Below are 21,395 nucleotides of genomic sequence, written 5' to 3' on the forward strand. Positions count from 1 at the left end.
TTTAAAAGTTATATTTTACAAATGCCCCAACATTTTCAAGGGTCTTTTTAGCGTTGTTGAACTGGTCGAAGTTGGAAGCCACTCCATACATTATTTTGTCCTGTTTTACTCCCAGACGGATAAACTGAAGGCCTCTCGGATAACCACTGTCATCCAGATTACCAATGGCTAGCACACTGAAGTATCCCTGTAGGTTTTCCTGCAGGTAAGGAGTATATTCAAATGATATAGACTGTTCAAGAGAAAATCCTTTCTGATAGGTGGTCCCAATGGAATAGGATAGGGAATAACTGGGTTTTGCAATGCGGTACTGTACATAAAAACTGAAAAACGCCCCCGGATTTTTCATTCCTAATGCTGTATTTACGCTGAATCTTTTGGTCAGATTGTAAGCAAGTGTATTTCTAATAAAGAATATATTTTCTTTGTCTTTGGTATATTCTGTATCAAATAAAGTGAGATTGTTGAGCTTTAGCCGATCGTTAAAATAATAATTGACATTATGCATATAGGTATAGGAACGGTGTCCTAAAACAAGATCCGGGGTAAAGTTTAGTTTCTGTGCATTCAGACTTAAAGAGACTGATGCAAGAGCTGTTATGGCGATAATTTTTGCCTTCATATTGCACTCATTAAATTTCTGAGAGCAAAATTATTCAGGCACGAACGGAATAAACTTAAGATATCTTAAGAAACGTCAGACAAGTGTTTTTTTCTTAAATAGCTCAGATATTCTACGGTGATTCCCAGGTAAGAAGCAATCATATACTGAGGAAAACGCTGTTCGATATTACGATAACCTGTTACAAAATTTTTGTATTTGGTGTAGGCGTCTACTCTTGAGTGTTCAAAAGTTCTTTCCTGTAGAGTGACATAAGCTGACTGCATTTTCAGGCGCCAGAATTCCGAGATAGCAGGGATTTCTTTGTATAATAGTTCAAGGTTGGTTTTACTGATCTGAACGATCGTTGCCTCTTCATTAGCCTGGATAAACATTCTGGAAGGAAGTTCACTCAGATAGCTGTATAAATCATTGATCCACCAGTTTTCAATACCAAGCTGAGTTATGTTTTCCTTGCCTTTTTCATCAATATGATAAGCATAAAGGCTTCCTTGGGCAATGAAACGCATATGTCTTGAAACCTGTCCTTCCCGAAGCAGATATTCTTTTTTTTTAAGCCTAATAAATTCCAGTTTTTGAGCCACAAGATCAATTTCTATCTCTTTTAAAGGAACCATTTCCTGAAAATGTTCTGTTAGCTGCGAAATAATAATATCTGTATCCATAATGAAGTTGTGATATCACCTGTTTTGCGTACAGACAGGCAGATAATGCCCAAATTTACGTAAATATTATGGCAAATATGAAGCATGATTTGTCTCGAGTGTAGACCTTCAGATATATTGGAGATAGGATGCCCAAATTTTATTATCTTAACGGATGCAATTGTAAATCATTGAAATATGAATCATTTTGATAATGAATTTCAGAAATATCTTGCAGAACTGGTTGAAACTGGCTTTGAATTCGTTAATAATAATTCAGAAGAAGTTGATACTGTTTATGCTATCGGATTGATAGAATCAGGTTATTTTTATAAAGCATTTTATGAAATCAATGGCTATCTGGTGAAATCCCATAAAGTAAATGAGGTATCTGATATGCAATATGACATCAGTAATGAAAAGGCTGTTGAGGTGCTGAATAAAGGTAATCGGATATTGAAGAATATTGAAGAACTTTTCAAAAGTGAAGGGAGAGAAGCTCCGGTGATGCTGAAGCTGTCATATCATCCTAAAACAGAGAAATTCAATAGCGATTTTAACTATAATAAAGCGTATATAGATTATACAACGAAAACAGCGCAGGATGTATATGAAGAATGGTTTGGTCACATGGAGAATTTGAAAGGATAATATTTTAGTTTTATAAATGATTATAAGATGAGTATGGCATTAATAAACGATATAGGTAAAATTATATTTTTCCTGTTCCTGTTGCTGAGTTTTTTCCTGATTACAGCGAAATCAGAAAGAAAACTACCTCATTATCTATTCGCTGCATTTCTTTTGGTTTCTGTGATAGACCTGTCTGGTTTTTTTCTGCCGGCTTCTCATAACAGAATTATTCAGGGATTGAAAGTGTCCAGTATTCTATTGCAGATGCCATTGTATTACTTGTATGTAAATTCCGCATGTTACTATAATTTTAAGCTTCAAAAAAAACATTTGTTGCACGGATTACCATTTTTATTCTTTTTTTGCTTATTCAGTATTTTCGGGATCTCAAAGCAAAGTGATCAAGGGTTTGATATTATTTCCACTCTTCAGTATTATTGCTATATCATTGCTGTATTATGGACATTGAGAACTTTCAGGAAAGTGTACCGGGAAAATTATTCAAACAATCATCACCTTACTTATAAATGGCTGTTTCAGACCACTGTAATTTTTGTGATCGGTAATTTTTTTGTGCTGTTGAGAAGTTTTGTAAAAGATAACAATGTGATTTTTATAGGCTTGTATGCCTTTTCCTCTCTTTTTGTACTATTTGTAATCTGTTGGTTTGTGTTGAATGCCTTATATCGTCCTAACTTGTTTACTGGAATTGATAAGGATCTGATTCCTGTACAACCGGTAAACGAAATCAGAAACGAACCAGAGAAACTGAAAGCTCTTCTTGATTTTATGAAAAGAGAAAAACCATATCTGGATGATAAGCTTACCTTACAAAAACTGGCAGAGCAGATGAGTATGCCGGAAAAGCAACTTTCTTTACTGATTAATCAATATACAGGTAAACACTTTTTTGATTTTATCAATGAGTTCAGAATTAATGATGCAAAAGTACTTTTAAAAGATCAACCTCATTTGACTGTCTTGGAAGTTTTGTATGAAGTAGGATTTAATTCCAAATCATCATTTTATACAGCGTTTAAAAAAGAAACCCGGCAAACACCTACAGAGTACAGAAAATCAGTAAGTTTATCGGTGTCCGAATTTAAATCGGACTGATTTTTTTATATAAAAGAGTCCGATTTACGGTAATCGGATATTTAAATGGATACAAAATTCCAGATTTGCTTCATCATTTAAAATTAAATACAATGAAGCTATCAATTCAATTTATTTTATTCCTTTTTTGCATTGTAAATTTTGGAATATGCTATGGGCAATCCATCCAGGAAAACGAAATTCGGAAAGTTGACTCTGTAATACACAATTATGCTCAGGAAAATACTCCGGGAATGGCTGTGGGAATTATAAGGGAAGGCAAAGTGATCTATAAAAAGATGTATGGAATGGCAAACCTTGAAGACCGCATCCCTATAAAAGATTCTACAGCATTTGATATAGCATCTATCTCTAAGCAGTTTACAGCCTTTGTAGCTCTTCTTGCTGAACAGGAAGGAAAACTGTCTCTTAATGATGACATCAGGAAATATCTTCCGGAGCTCAAACACTTGCCTTATAAGATTACCATTCGACAATTGGCTAATCATACCCATGGATTACCTGATTTTACGAGTATTAAAAGACTACAAGGATTTGGAGATGAATTCAAAGTAACCAATGCTGAAGCGGTGAAAACAGTTTTGGCAATCAGAAGTATAAATTTCTCTCCGGGGCAACAATACAGTTATAATAATACAGGTTTTATGTTATTAGCTGAAATTCTTCACAGGATCTATAAAAAAGAATTCCATGAAATCCTTAAGGAATATATTTTTAAGCCGCTGCAGATGAACCATACTATGGTTATAGATGACCCTGAAAAAATAATTCCGAATAAAGCAGAATCCTATCAGGAAAAACATGGAACTTTCTTTAGATATCCACTTGGACAAATGGAAAATGGCTCTTCAAATATTTTTACCACTTTAAATGATCTTTGTATATGGGCTATCAATTTTCAAAAACCTATTGTTGGAAGCCGTGAGATTTATAACAAAATGCAGCAAAATACTCTGTTGACTACAGGTGAAAAGATAGAATATGGTTTGGGGCTGCAAACCGGAAAGTATAAAGGTCTGGATATTGTTTTTCATGGCGGAGGAACAGCTGGATATAGAGCATATATTCTTCACATTCCTGCCTATAATTTATCTATTGTTTTAGCAGGAAATAAAAGTGTTTTTGACGGTTTACTGATCGCCTATAAGTTGGTTGACCTCTTTCTTGGAGATCAGGAAACTTTGCCGCCTATGCCTAAGAAGACATCATATACTCCCATCGAATTAAAGAATTTTGAAGGAGTATATGAAATTAATCCCGGAAATTATCTTGAGATCATATCAGACGGGAAAAACCTTTATCAGAAAGGAGATAAAGTTCCTTTTGCCATGATTGGAGACAACAAATTTGGGATTCCTGCCATTCCAACAGCAAGCCTTACTTTTCATTCTGGATCATTAAAATTCAGTATCGGAGACTTTGTATTTAACTCCAAAAAAATAGCATTAAAGTTTATAGGAGAAGAAGTTAAGCTTGATTTGAACCAATTTACCGGATATTATAAAAATGAAGAATTTAATATCATTTATCAATTGTTCATAGAAGGTAATAAGTTGGTAGCCAGGCATCCTGTGAATCGTGATGTCAGATTATATCCACTAAGTTCAAAAAAGCTATATTCTCTGAAATCATTTTTTGGACAGCTTGATTTTAAATATGATAAAAAGAATAAGATTAGTGGATTTATGCTCTCTGGAGGAAATATATCTAATGTTGAATTTAAAAAAATTAAATAACAAGCGAGGAAAATATACACTATCCGAAGTTATTTCAACTTTGAGATACTTTTTTATAAAATATTAAAGGAGAAATAATCTTCAACTTCCCACATTTTCCTTAGCCTACAGCAGAAATAGAATGCTTATTATTTTGTAAACTTTATTCAATCTTTTTTATAGATATTTTTCGATAAATGTTTTATTTATAAGAAAAATAGCAAATGTGGTATAAATGTAGTATGATAAAATTGTTGCTTTTTTAATTAAGTTTTTGAAATTTACAAAACCAAAAGAAGGGTAGAGACAGAAACCTTAAAAGACAATGAAGATTCTAAAAACGCAATGCTGATGCCTCTTTATATTGAGGAAATTTGAGTAAAAATAATGTTGGAAAATTATAAGGTAAATTTAATAACCAACAGAAATAAATGTGAGAAAAAATAAGTAAATTCATTCAATTAAATTAAACATATATGAAAAATGTAAAACAATTTATTACAGCAATGGCAGTTGTAATGTTCGCTTCAGGAGTTTCAGCTCAACTTAGTCCCAAAGGTGCCGGTTCAGATAAAGATAAACACGGTTGTAAAGGATCTGCAGGATATACATTTTCCGTAATAAAAAACGACTGTGTAAGGATTTTTGATGAAAAGATACAGCTGAAAGAAGTAGATTCTAAAAAATCCTATACTTCTAATGCAGCCGTAATTCTTAGTGAAGACAGCAAAAAAGCAGAAATATTCCTGCCTGCATCTGATGGAAGTTTAGTGCTCGATAAAATTGCTTCTAAAAAAGGAGTGATCTATAAAAAAGGGCAGTATACTCTTACAAAAAACAAGAATGCTTATACATTAAGACTGGCAAAAAAGGTAGTTTTTAAAAGCTAAAAAGAAATCTTTATTAGTCAAAGCACAATTGATTTTAGACATAAGCGCTTAAAGGCTGTCTCAAAGCGAGACAGCCTTTTCTGTTGTAAAGAATTTTCTTTATTTATCCTGCCCAATATCCAGGCGGTCAAACTTTCCTTCAGCATTCTTATGAAATCTGAAGAACACAGGAAACGTTCCCCATTGTCCGGCTTTAAAATTTCCATAAATATCCTTACCGTTATTTTCAACACGGTCTATGGTGAGGAAGATTTCTTTGCCGAGAGCATTGTCAAAGAAGGATTTAAAATTCACTTTATTGCTGTCATCAGTCATGGCTGGATTTTCAATGAAGAAACTATACCAGCTTTTATCTCCTGCCTGAAGGGCCTCTATGGCCTGTTTTACCTGCGGATCTGTTATTTTTGATACATCCATTGTCTGTTGTTTTTTGAAGTTAGTGTTGAGGGGTGTCTTTCTTTGAGTATATTCTGGCCACAAGCTGTATAGGAAAATCCTACCACCAATAAGATCGCAAGATCAGAGTATTTCATATCAAGGCTAATTTTTAAGAGGATGTTGAAGATAAATAATTAGCAGATTAAGGAACATAAAAGGGAGTTCTATCCACACTCCTTTAAAATCTTTATCCATAATATGAAAACAGATAATTAACAAAATGCCTGCAGCCATTAAAAAATTTCCCCAGATAAATGTTTTAGGAAATAGGATAAGTATGGAGGCGAGGATAGTAATGGCACCATTCATCATGAGTCCGGTCTTATCAACTCCCCATTTTCCAAACATGGCAGTCATTTCTGGTTTACTGGAAAACATGGCAATACCCTGTTTAAAACCCATGAAAACAGCGGTAAGAATAAGGATGGAGTTAATAATTTTTAAAATCATTTCAAGTGCTTTTTTATATTCATTGGAATAATAGATTAATACAAATATGAATGAAATGAATGATGTACATATGGTGAGGTTTTCGGAATTTTAAAATCCATTCACGATACCAGAGTTCTCGATAAGATTTTTTTAAAGTATAATAGCTTTTATCTTCTCAATTTCAGATTAATTATTACTATTTTCTTATTCTAAAAAAAGAATACCACAGTTTATGTAACTAAACTGTGGTATTCAATAACTAAGAACTATTTAACTATGATTCTATTTTCATGTACCTAAAATGTAACGCAGGCTCTTTGCCGAATAAGCATGAGAGAATGTTTTGAAACTCATGAATATATTTACATTTAATGGCATTACCATAAATTTTCAGCCCTTCCAGTATTTTTCTGGAACTCAGGTCAATGTCATATTTTATAAAAGATTCCGGTCTTTCATATCTGATGCTTTGATCAGAACTGTACGTTTTTGAAAATCCCAGTTTCTCAAGCCATTCTTCTGTTATTTTAATAGGCTTGATAGCATCAGTAGGTACTGAAATACTGTGAATATTATTTTCAATTTTAACAAAATATGCCTGCTCTATACTCTGAAAAATTTCAGTGATCGTATAAATCTGATTTTTGTACTCGACTAAGTTTTTGATTTTAAGATCTGCTGCGTTCATAATATTTTGAATTTTAAGGATGATATGGAACTTTATAAATATCAAATACTATGCCTCGCATCACATTGTGAGACTATGTTTCCGTGAAGATTAGGTTAAATTTTCAATATAAATGATTAAGAATATGTTAAAATAGAAAGAGATTACGGTTTGTAGTATTTTTCTTCTAAAATAAAATGTGGTACACATGTGGTATCAATTTTTTTTATCTTTTAATGGAGCATTCGCTGTTGCCAGGAGAAGGGCAATGAGTACAGAAATAACAAGAAAAGCAATAAAAACGTTCCAGGAATAAGAATGGAGAAGATATCCGGTACCACTTCCCAGAATACTTGATCCAAAATAATAGAACAGCCAATAAATAGACGTGGCGGAAGACTTTCCCCGTTTGGCATAAAGGGCAGCCATCTGGCTTGCCATAGTGTGTGCAGCAAAAAAGGAAAACGTAAATAATCCAAGACCAAAAATGAGAATATAAAGGTTCTCTGAGAGTAATAATAAAGCACCCGTTACCATAGAAAGGATAGCACATTTCAGAATCATGTTTGCAGGAAACCTTTTAGAAAGACGCCCCACCACCATTGTTCCCAAAACCCCGAATGTATACATCAGGAATATGAAAGCGATGATAAAATGGCTTAACGAAAATGGCCGAGCCTCTAATCGAAAAGTAAGATAATTATAGACACTCACAAAAACTCCCATGAGAAGGGCTGCTATAAAATACAACCGAAGCATGTAAGGATTGGTGAGGAAAAACTTCATTTGTTTTACCTTAAGATGGTAATCTGTTTTCTGAGGGTTAAAAAATTTGGACTCAGGAAAGAGTTTCCAGAAGACAGTTCCCAGGATAAGGCTTTCTATTCCGATTGCCAAAACCGCATTACGCCAACCAAATTCTCCGGCTAAAATAGTAGCCAGTATCCTTCCACTCATGCCACCAATGGTATTTCCGCTAAGGTACATACTGATAGCTGCACCAATTACAGCAGTGCCTACTTCTTCTGTGAGATAGGCCAGAGCAACTGCTGAAACTCCTGAAACAACAAAACCTTTACAAATCCCAATAGCAATCAGTAGGCTGAGGCTAGGGATCCATGTTGAAATAATAGTCAGTAAAGCAGATGAAATTAATGAAAAGGTCATTAGTCCCTTTCTGGAATAACTGTCTGCTTTAAAGGCAAAAAACAATAATCCAAGTGCCATTCCAATAGTGGAGGATGAGACCAGGAGGGAAGTATCTCCAACAGATACATTGAAGTGTTCCGCAGCCATAGGCAGCATCGGCTGAAAAAGATAAAGCTGTGCAAATACCGAAAGTCCTGAAAAGAAAATACAAAGTTTTATATTTCGGAAACGTTGGCTTCCCTGATCTGCTTTTTCCAATGGATTCATGATTTTGTGCATTTGAGATGCAGTGGTTTCATAGAAAATAAAGTTCTGTAAATTTCCTGATTATTTTTTAATTATAAAAATCATTATCTCAATCATTGCAATAGGAACAGATGATAGAGTAGGGATGCTAAAATAGGGGAGCTGGAAGCTTAAATTGGATAAATCACGACCAATTAAATCAGGTGCTTTTCCCAATTAATAAAATAAAATGACATTGCTTTTGAAGACTTGTTAACCTTCCTCTTCCAGCTTCCTGTCTCTCAATTGTTAATGCATCATTTCATACACTTTGATAAGCTCTGCGATATTAGCTACATCAAGCTTCTGGAAGATCCTTTTTTTATAGGTACTTACCGTTGACATCTGAATGTTGAGCCTGTTAGCAATTTCAAGGTTTCCATTTCCATCGGCCAAAAGCTTAAAAATTTCATATTCCCTGGATGACAGTTTTTCAGCAGGATTACTTTTTTTATTCTGAATGATAAGCCCAATCAGTTCTGCAGGATAAAAATACCCTTTTTCAATAACGGTTCGTACAGCATTTTTAATCTCTTCCTCACTGCTTTGCTTATTTAGGTAGCCCTCAGCACCTTCCCGGATATATTGTATGGCTACATCTTTGTCATATCCTGAAAACACGAGAATTTTTATATCATTCTGAATGGCTTTGAGCTCAGAAATCATCTTTTTATATTGAGTTCCGGGCATATCAATATCTAAAATAATAAGACTGTAATCATAAGATTCCAGCATTTTTTTTACCTGCCCATAGTTCTCTGCAAAATCTATCTTCAGTTCCGGAAATCCGGATTCCAGGACCAATGCGGTACCTGCCCTGACTACATAGTGATCATCAGCAATTAAGATTCTTTCGTTCATAGTAAATTAGTTTTTATTGAGCATTAATTCCACAATTGTTCCCTGAGGTTGGTTATGTCTGAAACTGATTTCAGCATTGATTTTTTTGACCAAATGAATAACCATGTGCAACCCAAGCCCCTTTCCTTTAAAACTTGGGGTGTCTAATTTAGGGTTTTTAAATAAATTCATGTACATGTTAATCTGTTCATCCGGCATTCCTGTTCCCGTATCAGAGATTGTTATGGTGATTTTCTGATTAATTTCTATTGCATTGAGGTATATTTTCCCATCAAAAGTGTTTTTTACTGCGTTATCAAGAATATTATGGATAATGGCGGTTAAAATACTTTCATTAACGTAGGAATACAACACATTGTTTTCTGATGTATTAATGATTTGGGTTCCTCTCTCTTTTGCAATTTCACAGAAAAGTTTTTTCTTGATCTCCAAAATCCTGTTGATAGGATACTTTTCTTCTTCAAAAATATTCTCAGCCTTATAGAGTTCAGTATATTCCTTTAAATTCAGTGTGAATTGGTAAAGCTGTTCAGATGACTTATAAATACTGTCAAAATACTTTTTCTGAAGTTCCAGATCATCAGATTCATGAAGTTTCTGCGAAAGCATTGCTATAAATCTGATAGGAGTGGTAATATCATGGCTAATGGTTTCTACCAACTTTTTCTGATATTCAGTTTCCTTTCGCAAATCACTTTTTACCACTTCAAGAGTAAGAGATGTTTCTTTTAATTCTGAATTTTTATTATGTACAATCTGCTTCAATACTCTATTTTTTATTCTTAAAAAGTTAGTCATCAACTGAACAATCACAATGATGATAACCAGAATAATGATAGATACGGAAACACGGAACAACAAAGTCTGATAAAAAAGCGGTTGAATTTTGAATCTGATCGATTTTTGTTCAAATTGTCCATCTGGAGAAATCAACATTCTTACCTTCAATGTATACTCTCCCGGGGCAAGATTGCTAATGGTATATTTCAGTTCCTTTCCAGTAGTGATGGGTTCCCATTCAGAATTTTCTTTTCCTGATATTTTAGCCTCCAGATAAAGGTTTTCCAGATTGGAATAATAAGGAATATCAATAAAGACTTCCGCAGTTTTATAATTGCTTTGAAGATCAAGAGTATGATGAAAGTATTGAGGTTCAGAATTTCCAATCTTTACCCTTTCAATGTAAATTTTATTTTTGTCCGGATAGAAGGTTCTTACATGATCAGGATTGAAAAAGACAAACCCATCCATGGAAGGAAATACAAAATCTCCATTTTCCAAGGCATAAGCATTAGGTTGTGAACTCCCGTTGAATTCATTGGTCAGAAAACCATCTCTTTTGGTGAAACGATAATAATAAACAGGACTTTTCTTATCCTTTGCGTACTGTAACAGTTGTTTCTTTGGAATTTTGAAAAGTCCGTTATTGGAAGATATCCAATAAAACCCCTTTTTATCCTCCAGAATATAGTGGGCAGACGCCAGATTATTACTTCTGTCGGTCGGCATTTTAATGAGTTTCCGGTCTTTGAGAAGATAAAATCCGTTTTTATTGGTCATAACCCAAATCAGATTATCTTTTGTTCTGATAATGCTTTTAATATGGATGTCTTTATGAATAGGAATAATAGTTTTGCTTCCCAAGACTACGGAATACAGACCATCACTGTTACCCACTAAGATTTCTTTGTCACTATATTGAAAAAAAGTATTGACAAAACTATCAAATTCATAAGTATAGTCAGGTTTTGAGAAAGGATCTTCCTTAAAGATTTGAAGCTGGCTTTTTGAAGAGTCTGAAAATGATGCCCCATAAAGACTTCCGCTCTGTAAGAAAGCTTGAAATCCCTGTTTTATAAAAGTAGAATCTTTCTTTTTATAACCAGAGTTTTTGTAAAACTTAATGACGCTGTTTCGTTTCCGGATTAATATATTTCCGGCTTTGTCATACATCATAAGATAGTTGTCATTATTGCCAAAAGGATATTTTTTCACAATTCCATTTCTCCCGAATTCAGTTCCGTCTTCTGCAACAATGGTATTCTTACTCAAGGGTAGGGAAGCATAATAAACGTTATTAGAGAAGTCCTCTTTTTTCTTCGCTACATAGAAATCAGAAAGTTTCAGAACATTTAACCCGTTGTTTAGGGTACCGAGATAAAGTTTATTGAATTTCCATCCATAAAACATAGAACAATAAGAGTGACTCCCTATTTCATTATATTTCACCAGAAACTTAAGGGAAGGTTTCTTTTGGCTGCCTACTACAATATAAATATCATTGTGATTGATGACAAAGGTTTGATTGGTAATCTGTTGCCAATAAATTCTTGTATTCGGATCATTGAAAAGATTTGGCTCATCATGAATAGAAACGTGCCCATTGTCTATGGAATAGGTTTTTCTGTGCTTTGTATTATTAATGAAAAGAACCTCATTGAAGACAAACATGTTGTTCAGGTCCTTATTAGAAAAAGGGATAGCTATTTTTGTTTCATTTCCTTTGTTATCCTTATAAGTGATAAGGCTATTTTCAGTAAAACTGTAAGTCGAATTTTTAAGCTTTACAAAATACTGAATATCATTGTAAAAATTACACGCCAGAATATTATTTGCAACCCGGTGTACGAATTCATTTCCTGTTGTGAAGGTTATTTTGTCACTACGATGAAGCTTTGTCAGCTTAGGGAATCTGTTTTTAATGATGATTTTGTTCTCCTGAAAATCATTAAGAACTGTAATACTATCCTGAGAAGGGTCGCCAATGAATTCACCAAAGTGAAGATTGTTTATTTTGAAATTATTGAAAGTAATAAAGGAACTCCCGTCATACCGTACAAGACCGTTTTCTGTGGAGATCCATATAAAGCCATACCTATCCTTAACAATAGCCTTTGCACTACTTTGTGGAAGTCCATTGTCAATATTATACCAGGTAGATGTATAGCGTTGTCCGTATATGTTGAAATATAAGCAAGTAAAAAACAATGCCCAAACTCTCATGCAAAACTGATCTGTGTCTCTTGCTTTAAAGCAAAAAACGGTTAATAATAGTTTTTGTACAAGTCGAAGTTTTTTTAATAGGTAGGAACGATTGGAAATAAATTTTTGTCATTAATTTTTTGTCTCTGTGTTTTTAAGCGTTAAAATGGTTTCGTTTGATGCTGTAAAAATAATGAAATTATAGAGATAAATCAGCATGTTTTGATTTGTTTTATTATGAGTTTTGTCTTTATTTATTGATAGTGATACTGATATTAGTCTGCTTTTTTGTAGTAATAATTCTACGTGCTGTGATAATTTGTTTTATAAAATTGCTTCAGAAGGACTTCTTAATTTCTGTATTTGTTTATAAAAAAACATTTTTTGCAGAATTTGAATCTTTTATTGATAATAGATATAGGATTTCAGGGGTTGAATGATTATGTTTTGATAAATTAAAATTATTGAAATACAATGAGATAAGTTTTCTTGATTGATACTTGATTTTTATTCTGTATAGGTTGTTATTAATGACATTTGATGTATTAGGGATTTGTAGTAAAAGTTTTACAATAATATTGTGTTTATTCTACAGTTTTTTTTTGATGGGCTATAACAGGTTACCTACTTTTGCAAACAGTTCCAGCAATGATGAAAAGTAGTTATTTTCTGCAATAGGATTCTAAAAACACAAACGATTTTATCTCAAAAAACAAAGGTCTCTTCAGGGGATCTTTTGTTCTTTTATCACAACATTAGAATATAATATATGTAAATTGAAATATTGAAACTCAATTCTGTGTTTAAAGTCTTAAAAAAGTAAGCCTCTTGGTTTATATACTTACCCGAAAAGTTCACCACGTGGATTTTAATTCATATTTTTAGTTTTATAGTTTCAATAAATTATAAATAAAAAACAAGATGAAAAGAAGTGAAGAGATTACTCATCAGTATTTTGATTTCTTAAGAAATCATGTTCAGCAAGTAATTTCGGGAGTGGTGCCTGAGTTTATGGAAGTCAATGAAATTGCAGGTCAGCTTGCAGTTTCCCACAAACATCTTACTGATACTATTAAAAAAGAAACAGGGCAGCATCCTTGTTATTTTTATGATCAAGAAATTATACGGCAAGCCAAGAAAATGCTTACGGACTCCAACTACTCTGTTGCAGAAATTGCCCGGATATTCACCTATGATCCTTCAAATTTTTCAAAGTTTTTTAAAAAAATGACAGGTGAAACACCTGGTGATTTTAGGAAGTTGTCTAAAAGGTAAGTTTTAATTTCTTCGAAAAAACCAATTATATAGTATGGTTTTATATAATTTATTTCTTTATTTTGTGATTAAATATGAAAAGTGTAGTGATTAATATCGTCACTTAGTATAATATTGCTCACTTTATAAATCATTTGAAAAAATAATCTTTTATAAATGAGATAGTTGTGTTGTAGGTAGTTTTTTTTTACGATTTCTTTATTTATATTGCTTTATGGATTTCTTTTTTTTGTTAAATTTAAATCTAGAAAATTAATTAAATTAAAAATTGAAAAAACTGCTGGTATATAGATAAATTGGGCTAAAATAATATGTCTTTAATTGTTTTTTAATCATATTATTCTCTTAATGCCCCATTAATAGTTATATATTTGCTATACAGAACACCACTAAATAACTTAGGATGAATATTGATTTTGCGACAGCAACATTTAAAGACTTTGAGAATATCCCTGATTATGATATTGCTCAAAGAGCAGATTATTTTTATGAATTTCTAGATGAAATGACATCTAGAGGTCACATGAATTACAGACTAAAAAATACATCAGGTACTGATGCAATATTAAACATTGATATTGCCAACCAGAATAAACCGTATGTAAGTTTTGTGACCAGTGATTATTTGGGATTAACGCAGCACCCAAAAGTAAAACAGGCTGCTATTGATGGGATAGAGAAATATGGAACAGGTACAGGAGCATCGCCCCTTATCGGAGGATATTTTGATTATCATAACGCAATAGAGAAAAAGATTGCGAATTTTTTTGGAAGAAATGATGATGAAGTTGTGCTTTTTACTTCCGGGTATACGGCTAATAGTGCGACTTTGCAGATTTTAATGCAGAAGGAAGATATTGCCATTTTAGATATGGGGGTACATGCTAGTGTGCATGAAGGATGTGCTTTTACAAATAAAAAAACATTTCCTCACAATAATTTGGAAGCTTTGGAACACATTTTGAAGGTATCTGAAAATACGTACCGTACAAAGCTTGTTATCGTGGATGGAGTGTACTCTCAAGAAGGAGATACTTCACGCGCTAAGGAAATTTGTGATCTTGTGAAAAAATACAATGCTTATCTAATGGTAGATGATGCACATGGAGTAGGGGTTTTAGGTGAGACCGGCAGAGGAGCTCTCGAAGATGATGCTCTATTTGATAAAGTAGATTTTATAACAGGAACATTCAGCAAGACTTTCGGTAACCTGGGAGGGTATGTGATTGCAAATAAAAAAATTGCATCATTTCTTAAGTTCCAGTCTCGTCAGCATATTTTCTCAGTGACGCCTCCACCATCTTCCTTCGGAATTTTAAAAGCAATTGATTTGATTGATGAAGAACCATTCTGGCAACAGAAATTATGGGATAATATCAATTACTTTAAAAAAGGCCTTAATGACTTAGGTTTGGATACCGGTATTACCTGTTCTGCCATTATTCCTGTGAAAATAGGAGATCAGAGTAAAATGTGGGATATAGGACGAATACTACTCGAGAATGGAGTGTATACAAATCCTATTATGTATCCGGCTGTAGCCAGAAAAGATGCGCGTATCAGAATGAGCGTAACGGCAAGACACGAGAAAGAACATCTCGACAAAACACTTAATGTCTTTGATGATATTAATAAAAAAATGCATATTGCAAAAAAATAATAAATTATGCCTAGAAAAGTAGTGCAGGGCCCAATTAGGGACAAAGAAAAAACCAAACAAAAGCTGCTGGCGGCAGTGGGTAAAATTTTGAGAGTAAAAGGCTATTCTGGTCTGAAAGTAAGTAAGATTGCTGCAGTAGCCGGTTTTGATAAAAAGCTTATCTATGAGTACTTTGGAAGTACGGATAAACTTATTGATGAATACATCAAATCTCAGGATTATTGGAGCAAATTCAGTCCAGATATTGAAGAAGAGATACATATAGGTAAAGGTAAAGAAGTCTTAACCCAGGGAATTCTTACTCAATTCGAGAATCTGAAAAAAAATAAAGAGCTCCAGAAAATCATTCTTTGGGAACTTTCTGAAAGTAAGCCAATCCTTAAAAATATTCTTAAGCAAAGAGAAGAAGTAGCTGCTAATCTCTTCGAAAATGTAACAGATCCTTATTTTGGGGAAAATGCTACAAATGTTAGAGCAATGTTGGCTCTAATAGCAGCAGGTGTTTACTATCTGAACCTATTCCCTGCATACAATGGGACAGAATTTTGTGGTATTGATATGAGAACTGACGAAGGAAGAGATGAAGTGAAAAAAGTTATCGTAGAAATTATAGATCATTACTACAATACAAAAAAATGATAATTAAAAGTTTTCTGATTTGACCAAAATGAGTTTTTTGTGGATAATTTGAAAACTTTTAATTTTCAAATTAAAACTATATTTCTTATTTTTGACCAATGGAAAATTTTATAGTATCTGCAAGAAAATATCGTCCTCAGGAGTTTGACACAGTGGTAGGACAATCCCATATTACGGATACTTTAGAACATGCAATTGAAGAGAGCCAACTTGCTCAGGCATTGCTTTTCTGCGGTCCTCGTGGTGTGGGTAAAACTACCTGTGCCAGGATTTTAGCAAGAAAAATAAACGAGAAAGACGGCTCTGTTTCAGAAGATGGCTTTGCTTATAATATCTATGAATTGGATGCAGCATCCAATAACTCTGTAGATGATATCAGGGAACTGATAGACCAGGTACGCTTTGCACCTCAGGTTGGTAAATACAAAGTATATATCATTGATGAGGTTCATATGCTGTCTTCTGCCGCTTTCAACGCTTTTCTTAAAACTTTAGAAGAACCACCAGCTCATGCCATTTTCATTTTGGCAACTACTGAAAAGCATAAAATTATTCCAACCATCTTATCCCGTTGTCAGATCTATGATTTTAAAAGAATCATGATTGAAGATATTCAGGGACATTTGAGAAATATAGCTCTGAAAGAAAATATTCAATATGAAGATGATGCATTATATCTGATTGCCCAAAAAGCTGATGGTGCATTAAGAGATGCTCTTTCCATTTTCGATAGGCTTTCTACCTTTTCCCAGAGAAATATTACACTGGCAAAAGCAGCAGAAGTACTGAACATTCTGGACTATGATCAATATCTTAATATAGTGGATCTCGCCAAGGAAAATAAAATACCTGAAGTTCTTTCCGCTTTTAATGATATTGTTAAAAAAGGCTTTGATCCTCATATCTTTGTAGCCGGATTAGGAAATCACTTCAGAGATTTAATGATGGCTCAAAATGCTTCAACCATAGATCTTATTGAAGTAGGAGAGAAAACAAAATCTAAGTTTGTGGAGCAAGGACAAAAATGGGCAGCTCAACAGCTGATTGATGGTATTGAGATTTGCAACCATGCAGATATTAATTATAAGAACTCCAAGAACCCAAGATTAACTGTTGAGATTGCATTAATGCAATTGGCTTCGCTGACTGCTAATTCAGACGTTACTAAAAAAAAAAATTCCTGATACTGGCTCCGTTTCTCACTGAGAAACAGGAAGTGAAGATCCCTGAAAAAGTTCAGCAGCAAAAAGAGTCTGTTAAAATAGAACAAGCCGCACAGGTAGAAAGTGTTCAGGCTGCTGTTATTAGCAAAACCACAAAACCATTATCCAGACCCGGAGTCTCTTCAGGCTTTAGTATCAATTCCTTTTTAAATAAAGAAGAGAAAACTGAAGTGGCAGAAGATGTTGCCGTGAAGACCGATCATCTTCCCAAAAACCATTTTACAGATACAGATCTTCTTGCTGAATGGAAGATTTTGCTTAAACAGCTACAGATAAAAAACAATTTTGTTTTTAATGCAGTAAAAACGTTTAAGCTAGAGAAAAAAGAAGAGAATAAGATCAGAGTTTTGTTCCCTTCCGACTCGGCAAAAGTAGAATTTGATAAAATAAGTGGAGAATTTTTTAATCATTTCAGAAGAAAAGTTCAAAACTATTCAATTGTGATAGAATACGTGCGAGACGTTGAAAATCTGAAGATTGAGGTAGTAACGAAGAGAAAAATTTACGAAAAATTTATAGAAAAAAATCCACTTTTGAAAGATCTTGATGATTTAATGAAGTTTGATTTGACATAATTTTTATATATTTGTCAAAGTTTTCTGCTGAAAATAACTTTTCAACAAAAACAAATTATAGTAAGAAACGCTAAAACAAAGACATTTCCAGAACAAAATGGAAAAATTATCTAATACATATCTGTCTTTCTTTGCACCCGCTAATTATTTTAGCGGTTATTTTAGCTTTTCTGCTTCTTATTATAGAAATTTTAGAACCTATTACCGATTTTATTGGTACTGTTAATAAAATTTCTTTCCAAAAAATACAGGAGAAGTAGAGCCCTTTTATTTTCCTGATTCCTTTAAACAATTTTGAACGGCATTTTTTGAAAAGAATTATAAATTAAATTTTATAATCAAAGGGCTATTGCTGTGAACTTAACAAAAAAATATAAAAACAATAAAATTTAGAATATGAATTTAGTAGATTTAAAAAACGAGTGGATTGATGGGCTTACACAACCATTAATGATCGCAGGACCATGTAGTGCAGAAAGTGAAGCTCAGATGCTTGAAACAGCTAGAAGAATTAAAGAATCCAACGCCCAGGTATCGGTATTTCGTGCAGGAATCTGGAAGCCTCGTACCAAACCTAATGGTTTTGAAGGAGTAGGAGTAATCGGTTTGAACTGGCTAAAAAAAGTAAAGGAAGAATATGGTTTCAAAACCGCAACTGAAGTTGCCAATGCACACCACGTATTTGCCGCTTTAGAGGCTGATGTAGATGTTCTTTGGATTGGTGCTCGTTCTACGGTAAATCCTTTCACAGTACAGGAAATAGCAATGGCTTTAAGAGGAACAGATAAGCCAGTATTCGTTAAAAACCCTGTAAATCCGGATCTTGCTTTATGGGCCGGAGCATTAGAAAGACTTTTAGGTCAGGATATTAAAAACCTGGGAGTGATTCACAGGGGATTCTCAACATACCAGAAAACAAAGTACAGAAATAACCCTAACTGGCAAATCGCTCTTGATTTTAAAAGCCAGTTCCCTAATATTCCAATGCTGATTGACCCGTCTCACATTTGTGGAAACAGAACAGGATTGGCAGATATTACTCAGGAAGCTCTTAACGTAGGATACCAAGGGGCAATCATCGAAACTCACTCTAATCCTGATGAAGCTTGGAGCGATGCCGCACAACAGATCACTCCTGAAGTATTAGCAGAATTAATTGGTAACTTAAAAGTAAGAAGTACAAACCTGGCCGGTTTCGAAGGAGAAATGGGAAGACACAGAACCCTGATCTCTGATCTTGACTTCCAATTAATTGAGCTTCTTTCTCAAAGAATGAAAATCTCAGAGAAAATTGGTAAACTTAAAAAGGAAAATGATATCGCGATCTTCCAGCCTGAACGTTGGAAAGTAATTACAGAATACGCAACTCAAAAAGCAAAGGAGACCGGAATGTCTCAAGACTTTATTGAGAAAGTATTCAAAGCGATTCACGAAGAATCTATTGAAGTACAGAACAGTATCATGATTGATAAGAACTAAATCATACTTGCTGATAATTAGGATAGGGCTTAGGGAAAAAGAATTTAGGAAATCGAAACATTTGTTTTCATCTATATTCTCAACCCTAAGCCCTAATTCCTTATATTTGCACCATATTATCTATGAAAGGAAAAATCATTAAATCTACAGGCAGTTGGTACCAGGTTTTGGAATTGGAAACAAATAAAATTTTCGAGGCCAGGATCAGGGGGAAATTCAAATTGATTAAAACAAGACTTACCAATCCGCTTGCTGTAGGAGATTTTGTAGAATTTCAACTGGAGCAAGATGATATTGCATGGATTACGAAGATTGAACCACGCAGGAATTATCTGATTAGAAAGTCTGTTAACCTTTCAAAAGAAGCTCATATTATTGCTTCCAATATTGACCTTGCCTGCTTTATTTTCACTTTGAAGCATCCGGAAACCTCGTTAGGTTTTCTGGATAGATTTCTAGCATGCTGTGAGGCATATAATATAAAACCTTTAATTCTTTTCAATAAGATTGATGTTTTACATAAAGAGGAAATTGAGATTATAAAAGAGGTTGAGTTTGATTATCAAAAAATAGGGTATGATACTTTAGAAATTTCATCATATTCAAAACTTAACCTGGATCAGCTTCAGGATATGTTAAAAGATAAAACTTCTGTATTTTTCGGACATTCAGGATGTGGTAAATCTACTCTGGTTAATGCTTTACAACCTGGATTAAACTTGAGGACTTCTGAAATTTCAGATACCCATCTCAAAGGAAAACATACCACTACTTTTGCGCAAATGCATTTCTGGCATTTTGGCGGAAATGTTATTGATACTCCAGGGGTCCGTGAATTTGCGATGATAGATATTGAAAAGGAAGAAGTACAACATTATTTCCCCGAAATATTCAAAAAAAGAGAAGAATGCAAGTTTCATAACTGTTTACACATCAATGAACCGAAATGTGCCGTAATAGATGCTCTTGAAACTGGAGAAATTGAACACTCCCGTTATGCAACCTATATAAAGCTGATGGACGAAGCAGAAGAAGCGGCTCAAAAATAATTGCAAAATATCTTTGTCAAATAAGAAACCTTCATGTTTAAAATATGAAGGTTTTTATTATTGTACTGATTCTATAAAATTACGTCAGGTTTCAATCTTCATAATTTTTCTAATTTTTAATTCTTAAATTTTTTTGAAAAACATATAAAAGATAATTTCAGAAACCTGTTTTTCATTTTTTAAGAGTAAAAAATTAATGCGTTGTTATAATAACTCTACTTTTTGGTATGGAGTATTTGTTTAATAACTCTACTTTTTTATGTTAAAAATCTATCAGAACAAAAAAAAATAAAAAAATATCAATTATTTCATTGATTGAAATGGAAGCAATACTATATTAATATACTTTTATATGGTTTTCAAATTTATCAAATTATCAATAAAAACATTGATTTATTGCAAATAAAAAACCCAGCCGAAGCTGGGTAAAAACTAATAACCATGAAAACTCAAATTAAACATGAGAATCGTAATAGAATTAACAATTACTGTGCCAAACATCGGTTCATGATTTCTTAATAAAAGTTATTTTTATGTTAAAAAAAAATTAAAATAAAAATCAAAGATATTTTTTGTAATTTTGCACCATTAAAAAAATATACATTTATGTCTAACATTACATTCACTATGATTAAGCCTGATGCAGTTGCTGACGGACATATCGGTGCAATATTGGGTAAGATTGCTGAAGGTGGTTTTAAAATCAAAGCTTTAAAATTAACTCAGCTTACAGTTGCTGACGCCAAAAAATTCTATGAAGTACACGCTGAAAGACCATTTTATGGTGAATTAGTAGAGTTCATGAGTTCTGGTCCAATTGTAGCTGCAGTTTTAGAAAAAGACAATGCAGTTGAAGATTTCAGAACATTAATCGGTGCTACTAACCCTGCAGAAGCAGCAGAAGGTACAATCAGAAAAATGTTTGCTAGAAGCATCGGAGAAAATGCCGTTCACGGTTCAGATTCTAACGAGAATGCATTAATCGAAGCTCAGTTCCATTTTTCAGGAAGAGAGATTTTCTAAGAAAATTTCTTACAAAATAAAAAATCCGGAGAAACTAT

At 33.4% G+C, this 21,395-nt stretch carries 21 protein-coding genes; 12 read left to right on the top strand and 9 right to left on the bottom strand.

Translation table 11 applies throughout. From position 1 onward, the window contains the following. Position 1: 1 nt before the first annotated feature. Both EL260_RS11820 and EL260_RS11825 read right to left on the bottom strand, forming a co-directional pair. Positions 2–622: a hypothetical protein gene (locus tag EL260_RS11820; RefSeq protein WP_123860468.1), complete on the bottom strand. Its 621-nt coding sequence runs from the start codon at positions 620–622 to the stop codon at positions 2–4. Positions 623–687: 65 nt separating this feature from the next. Beyond that, a complete protein-coding gene (locus EL260_RS11825; protein WP_123860469.1) occupies positions 688–1,287 on the bottom strand; it encodes a Crp/Fnr family transcriptional regulator in 600 nt (199 codons plus the stop codon). Positions 1,288–1,464: 177 nt separating this feature from the next. Here EL260_RS11825 and EL260_RS11830 point away from each other — a divergent pair, with 177 nt between their 5' ends. From EL260_RS11830 to EL260_RS11845, 4 genes are all read left to right on the top strand, one after another. Beyond that, the gene (locus EL260_RS11830) at positions 1,465–1,917 is read left to right on the top strand and encodes a hypothetical protein (RefSeq protein WP_123860470.1); all 453 of its coding nucleotides are present in this window, start codon (positions 1,465–1,467) and stop codon (positions 1,915–1,917) included. A 33-nt stretch (positions 1,918–1,950) separates the two neighbouring features. Next, positions 1,951–3,015, top strand: a complete 1,065-nt coding sequence (locus EL260_RS11835; RefSeq protein WP_164466635.1) for a helix-turn-helix domain-containing protein — start codon at positions 1,951–1,953, stop codon at positions 3,013–3,015. Positions 3,016–3,107: 92 nt separating this feature from the next. Then, positions 3,108–4,751, top strand: a complete 1,644-nt coding sequence (locus EL260_RS11840; protein WP_123860472.1) for a serine hydrolase domain-containing protein — start codon at positions 3,108–3,110, stop codon at positions 4,749–4,751. Positions 4,752–5,206: 455 nt separating this feature from the next. Beyond that, entirely contained in the window at positions 5,207–5,620 is a 414-nt protein-coding gene (locus tag EL260_RS11845) for a hypothetical protein (protein WP_228445425.1), read from the top strand. Positions 5,621–5,719: 99 nt separating this feature from the next. Here EL260_RS11845 and EL260_RS11850 read toward each other — a convergent pair whose 3' ends face one another. The 7 genes from EL260_RS11850 to EL260_RS11875 all read right to left on the bottom strand — a co-directional run bounded on the left by EL260_RS11850 (position 5,720) and on the right by EL260_RS11875 (position 12,455). Beyond that, the gene (locus EL260_RS11850) at positions 5,720–6,037 is read right to left on the bottom strand and encodes a hypothetical protein (protein WP_123860473.1); all 318 of its coding nucleotides are present in this window, start codon (positions 6,035–6,037) and stop codon (positions 5,720–5,722) included. Continuing rightward, complete coding sequence (locus EL260_RS26115) at positions 6,019–6,153, bottom strand: hypothetical protein (RefSeq protein ID WP_262697005.1); 135 nt, start codon at positions 6,151–6,153, stop codon at positions 6,019–6,021. Before EL260_RS26115 ends, EL260_RS11850 begins: the two co-directional genes overlap by 19 nt. Before the next feature lie 7 nt (positions 6,154–6,160). Beyond that, positions 6,161–6,508: a DoxX family protein gene (locus EL260_RS11855; protein ID WP_123860474.1), complete on the bottom strand. Its 348-nt coding sequence runs from the start codon at positions 6,506–6,508 to the stop codon at positions 6,161–6,163. Positions 6,509–6,764: 256 nt separating this feature from the next. Then, positions 6,765–7,178: a hypothetical protein gene (locus EL260_RS11860; RefSeq protein WP_123860475.1), complete on the bottom strand. Its 414-nt coding sequence runs from the start codon at positions 7,176–7,178 to the stop codon at positions 6,765–6,767. A gap of 195 nt (positions 7,179–7,373) precedes the next feature. After that, complete coding sequence (locus tag EL260_RS11865) at positions 7,374–8,573, bottom strand: MFS transporter (RefSeq protein WP_123860476.1); 1,200 nt, start codon at positions 8,571–8,573, stop codon at positions 7,374–7,376. A gap of 267 nt (positions 8,574–8,840) precedes the next feature. Next, on the bottom strand, positions 8,841–9,452 hold the full coding sequence (locus EL260_RS11870; RefSeq protein ID WP_123860477.1) for a response regulator transcription factor: 612 nt from the start codon (positions 9,450–9,452) through the stop codon (positions 8,841–8,843). A 6-nt stretch (positions 9,453–9,458) separates the two neighbouring features. Next, on the bottom strand, positions 9,459–12,455 hold the full coding sequence (locus tag EL260_RS11875) for a sensor histidine kinase (protein WP_123860478.1): 2,997 nt from the start codon (positions 12,453–12,455) through the stop codon (positions 9,459–9,461). A gap of 900 nt (positions 12,456–13,355) precedes the next feature. Between EL260_RS11875 and EL260_RS11880 the strand changes: the two genes are divergently transcribed. The 8 genes from EL260_RS11880 to EL260_RS11915 all read left to right on the top strand — a co-directional run bounded on the left by EL260_RS11880 (position 13,356) and on the right by EL260_RS11915 (position 21,357). Continuing rightward, the gene (locus EL260_RS11880; protein WP_123860479.1) at positions 13,356–13,709 is read left to right on the top strand and encodes a helix-turn-helix domain-containing protein; all 354 of its coding nucleotides are present in this window, start codon (positions 13,356–13,358) and stop codon (positions 13,707–13,709) included. A 403-nt stretch (positions 13,710–14,112) separates the two neighbouring features. Next, positions 14,113–15,369: an aminotransferase class I/II-fold pyridoxal phosphate-dependent enzyme gene (locus tag EL260_RS11885; protein WP_123860480.1), complete on the top strand. Its 1,257-nt coding sequence runs from the start codon at positions 14,113–14,115 to the stop codon at positions 15,367–15,369. A 6-nt stretch (positions 15,370–15,375) separates the two neighbouring features. After that, positions 15,376–16,008 (top strand): TetR/AcrR family transcriptional regulator, encoded by a 633-nt coding sequence (locus EL260_RS11890; protein WP_123860481.1) that lies wholly within the window; start codon positions 15,376–15,378, stop codon positions 16,006–16,008. A 98-nt stretch (positions 16,009–16,106) separates the two neighbouring features. After that, entirely contained in the window at positions 16,107–17,192 is a 1,086-nt protein-coding gene (gene dnaX, locus EL260_RS11895; RefSeq protein WP_123860482.1) for a DNA polymerase III subunit gamma/tau, read from the top strand. Positions 17,193–17,224: 32 nt separating this feature from the next. Beyond that, positions 17,225–17,806 carry a hypothetical protein gene (locus tag EL260_RS25975; protein WP_228445427.1) on the top strand — a complete coding sequence of 194 codons (582 nt, stop codon included), beginning with the start codon at positions 17,225–17,227 and terminating at the stop codon, positions 17,804–17,806. Between the two features lie 396 nt (positions 17,807–18,202). Further along, complete coding sequence (locus EL260_RS11905; protein WP_123860483.1) at positions 18,203–19,285, top strand: chorismate mutase; 1,083 nt, start codon at positions 18,203–18,205, stop codon at positions 19,283–19,285. Positions 19,286–19,407: 122 nt separating this feature from the next. Continuing rightward, on the top strand, positions 19,408–20,334 hold the full coding sequence (rsgA, locus tag EL260_RS11910) for a ribosome small subunit-dependent GTPase A (protein ID WP_123860484.1): 927 nt from the start codon (positions 19,408–19,410) through the stop codon (positions 20,332–20,334). A 606-nt stretch (positions 20,335–20,940) separates the two neighbouring features. After that, positions 20,941–21,357: a nucleoside-diphosphate kinase gene (locus tag EL260_RS11915; protein ID WP_076355787.1), complete on the top strand. Its 417-nt coding sequence runs from the start codon at positions 20,941–20,943 to the stop codon at positions 21,355–21,357. The last annotated feature ends 38 nt before the right edge of the window (positions 21,358–21,395 follow it).

The sequence above is a fragment of the Chryseobacterium nakagawai genome (assembly GCF_900637665.1).
Classification (GTDB): Bacteria; Bacteroidota; Bacteroidia; order Flavobacteriales; family Weeksellaceae; genus Chryseobacterium; species Chryseobacterium nakagawai.

Excerpts from the sequence above, each read along its gene's own strand:
- EL260_RS11820 (WP_123860468.1), bottom strand. The coding sequence starts at position 622 with ATGAAGGCAAAAATTATCGCCATAACAGCTCTTGCATCAGTCTCTTTA.
- EL260_RS11825 (WP_123860469.1), bottom strand. The coding sequence starts at position 1,287 with ATGGATACAGATATTATTATTTCGCAGCTAACAGAACATTTTCAGGAA.
- EL260_RS11830 (WP_123860470.1), top strand. The coding sequence starts at position 1,465 with ATGAATCATTTTGATAATGAATTTCAGAAATATCTTGCAGAACTGGTT.
- EL260_RS11835 (WP_164466635.1), top strand. The coding sequence starts at position 1,951 with ATGGCATTAATAAACGATATAGGTAAAATTATATTTTTCCTGTTCCTG.
- EL260_RS11840 (WP_123860472.1), top strand. The coding sequence starts at position 3,108 with ATGAAGCTATCAATTCAATTTATTTTATTCCTTTTTTGCATTGTAAAT.
- EL260_RS11845 (WP_228445425.1), top strand. The coding sequence starts at position 5,207 with ATGAAAAATGTAAAACAATTTATTACAGCAATGGCAGTTGTAATGTTC.
- EL260_RS11850 (WP_123860473.1), bottom strand. The coding sequence starts at position 6,037 with ATGGATGTATCAAAAATAACAGATCCGCAGGTAAAACAGGCCATAGAG.
- EL260_RS26115 (WP_262697005.1), bottom strand. The coding sequence starts at position 6,153 with ATGAAATACTCTGATCTTGCGATCTTATTGGTGGTAGGATTTTCCTAT.
- EL260_RS11855 (WP_123860474.1), bottom strand. The coding sequence starts at position 6,508 with ATGATTTTAAAAATTATTAACTCCATCCTTATTCTTACCGCTGTTTTC.
- EL260_RS11860 (WP_123860475.1), bottom strand. The coding sequence starts at position 7,178 with ATGAACGCAGCAGATCTTAAAATCAAAAACTTAGTCGAGTACAAAAAT.
- EL260_RS11865 (WP_123860476.1), bottom strand. The coding sequence starts at position 8,573 with ATGAATCCATTGGAAAAAGCAGATCAGGGAAGCCAACGTTTCCGAAAT.
- EL260_RS11870 (WP_123860477.1), bottom strand. The coding sequence starts at position 9,452 with ATGAACGAAAGAATCTTAATTGCTGATGATCACTATGTAGTCAGGGCA.
- EL260_RS11875 (WP_123860478.1), bottom strand. The coding sequence starts at position 12,455 with ATGAGAGTTTGGGCATTGTTTTTTACTTGCTTATATTTCAACATATAC.
- EL260_RS11880 (WP_123860479.1), top strand. The coding sequence starts at position 13,356 with ATGAAAAGAAGTGAAGAGATTACTCATCAGTATTTTGATTTCTTAAGA.
- EL260_RS11885 (WP_123860480.1), top strand. The coding sequence starts at position 14,113 with ATGAATATTGATTTTGCGACAGCAACATTTAAAGACTTTGAGAATATC.
- EL260_RS11890 (WP_123860481.1), top strand. The coding sequence starts at position 15,376 with ATGCCTAGAAAAGTAGTGCAGGGCCCAATTAGGGACAAAGAAAAAACC.
- dnaX (WP_123860482.1), top strand. The coding sequence starts at position 16,107 with ATGGAAAATTTTATAGTATCTGCAAGAAAATATCGTCCTCAGGAGTTT.
- EL260_RS11905 (WP_123860483.1), top strand. The coding sequence starts at position 18,203 with ATGAATTTAGTAGATTTAAAAAACGAGTGGATTGATGGGCTTACACAA.
- rsgA (WP_123860484.1), top strand. The coding sequence starts at position 19,408 with ATGAAAGGAAAAATCATTAAATCTACAGGCAGTTGGTACCAGGTTTTG.
- EL260_RS11915 (WP_076355787.1), top strand. The coding sequence starts at position 20,941 with ATGTCTAACATTACATTCACTATGATTAAGCCTGATGCAGTTGCTGAC.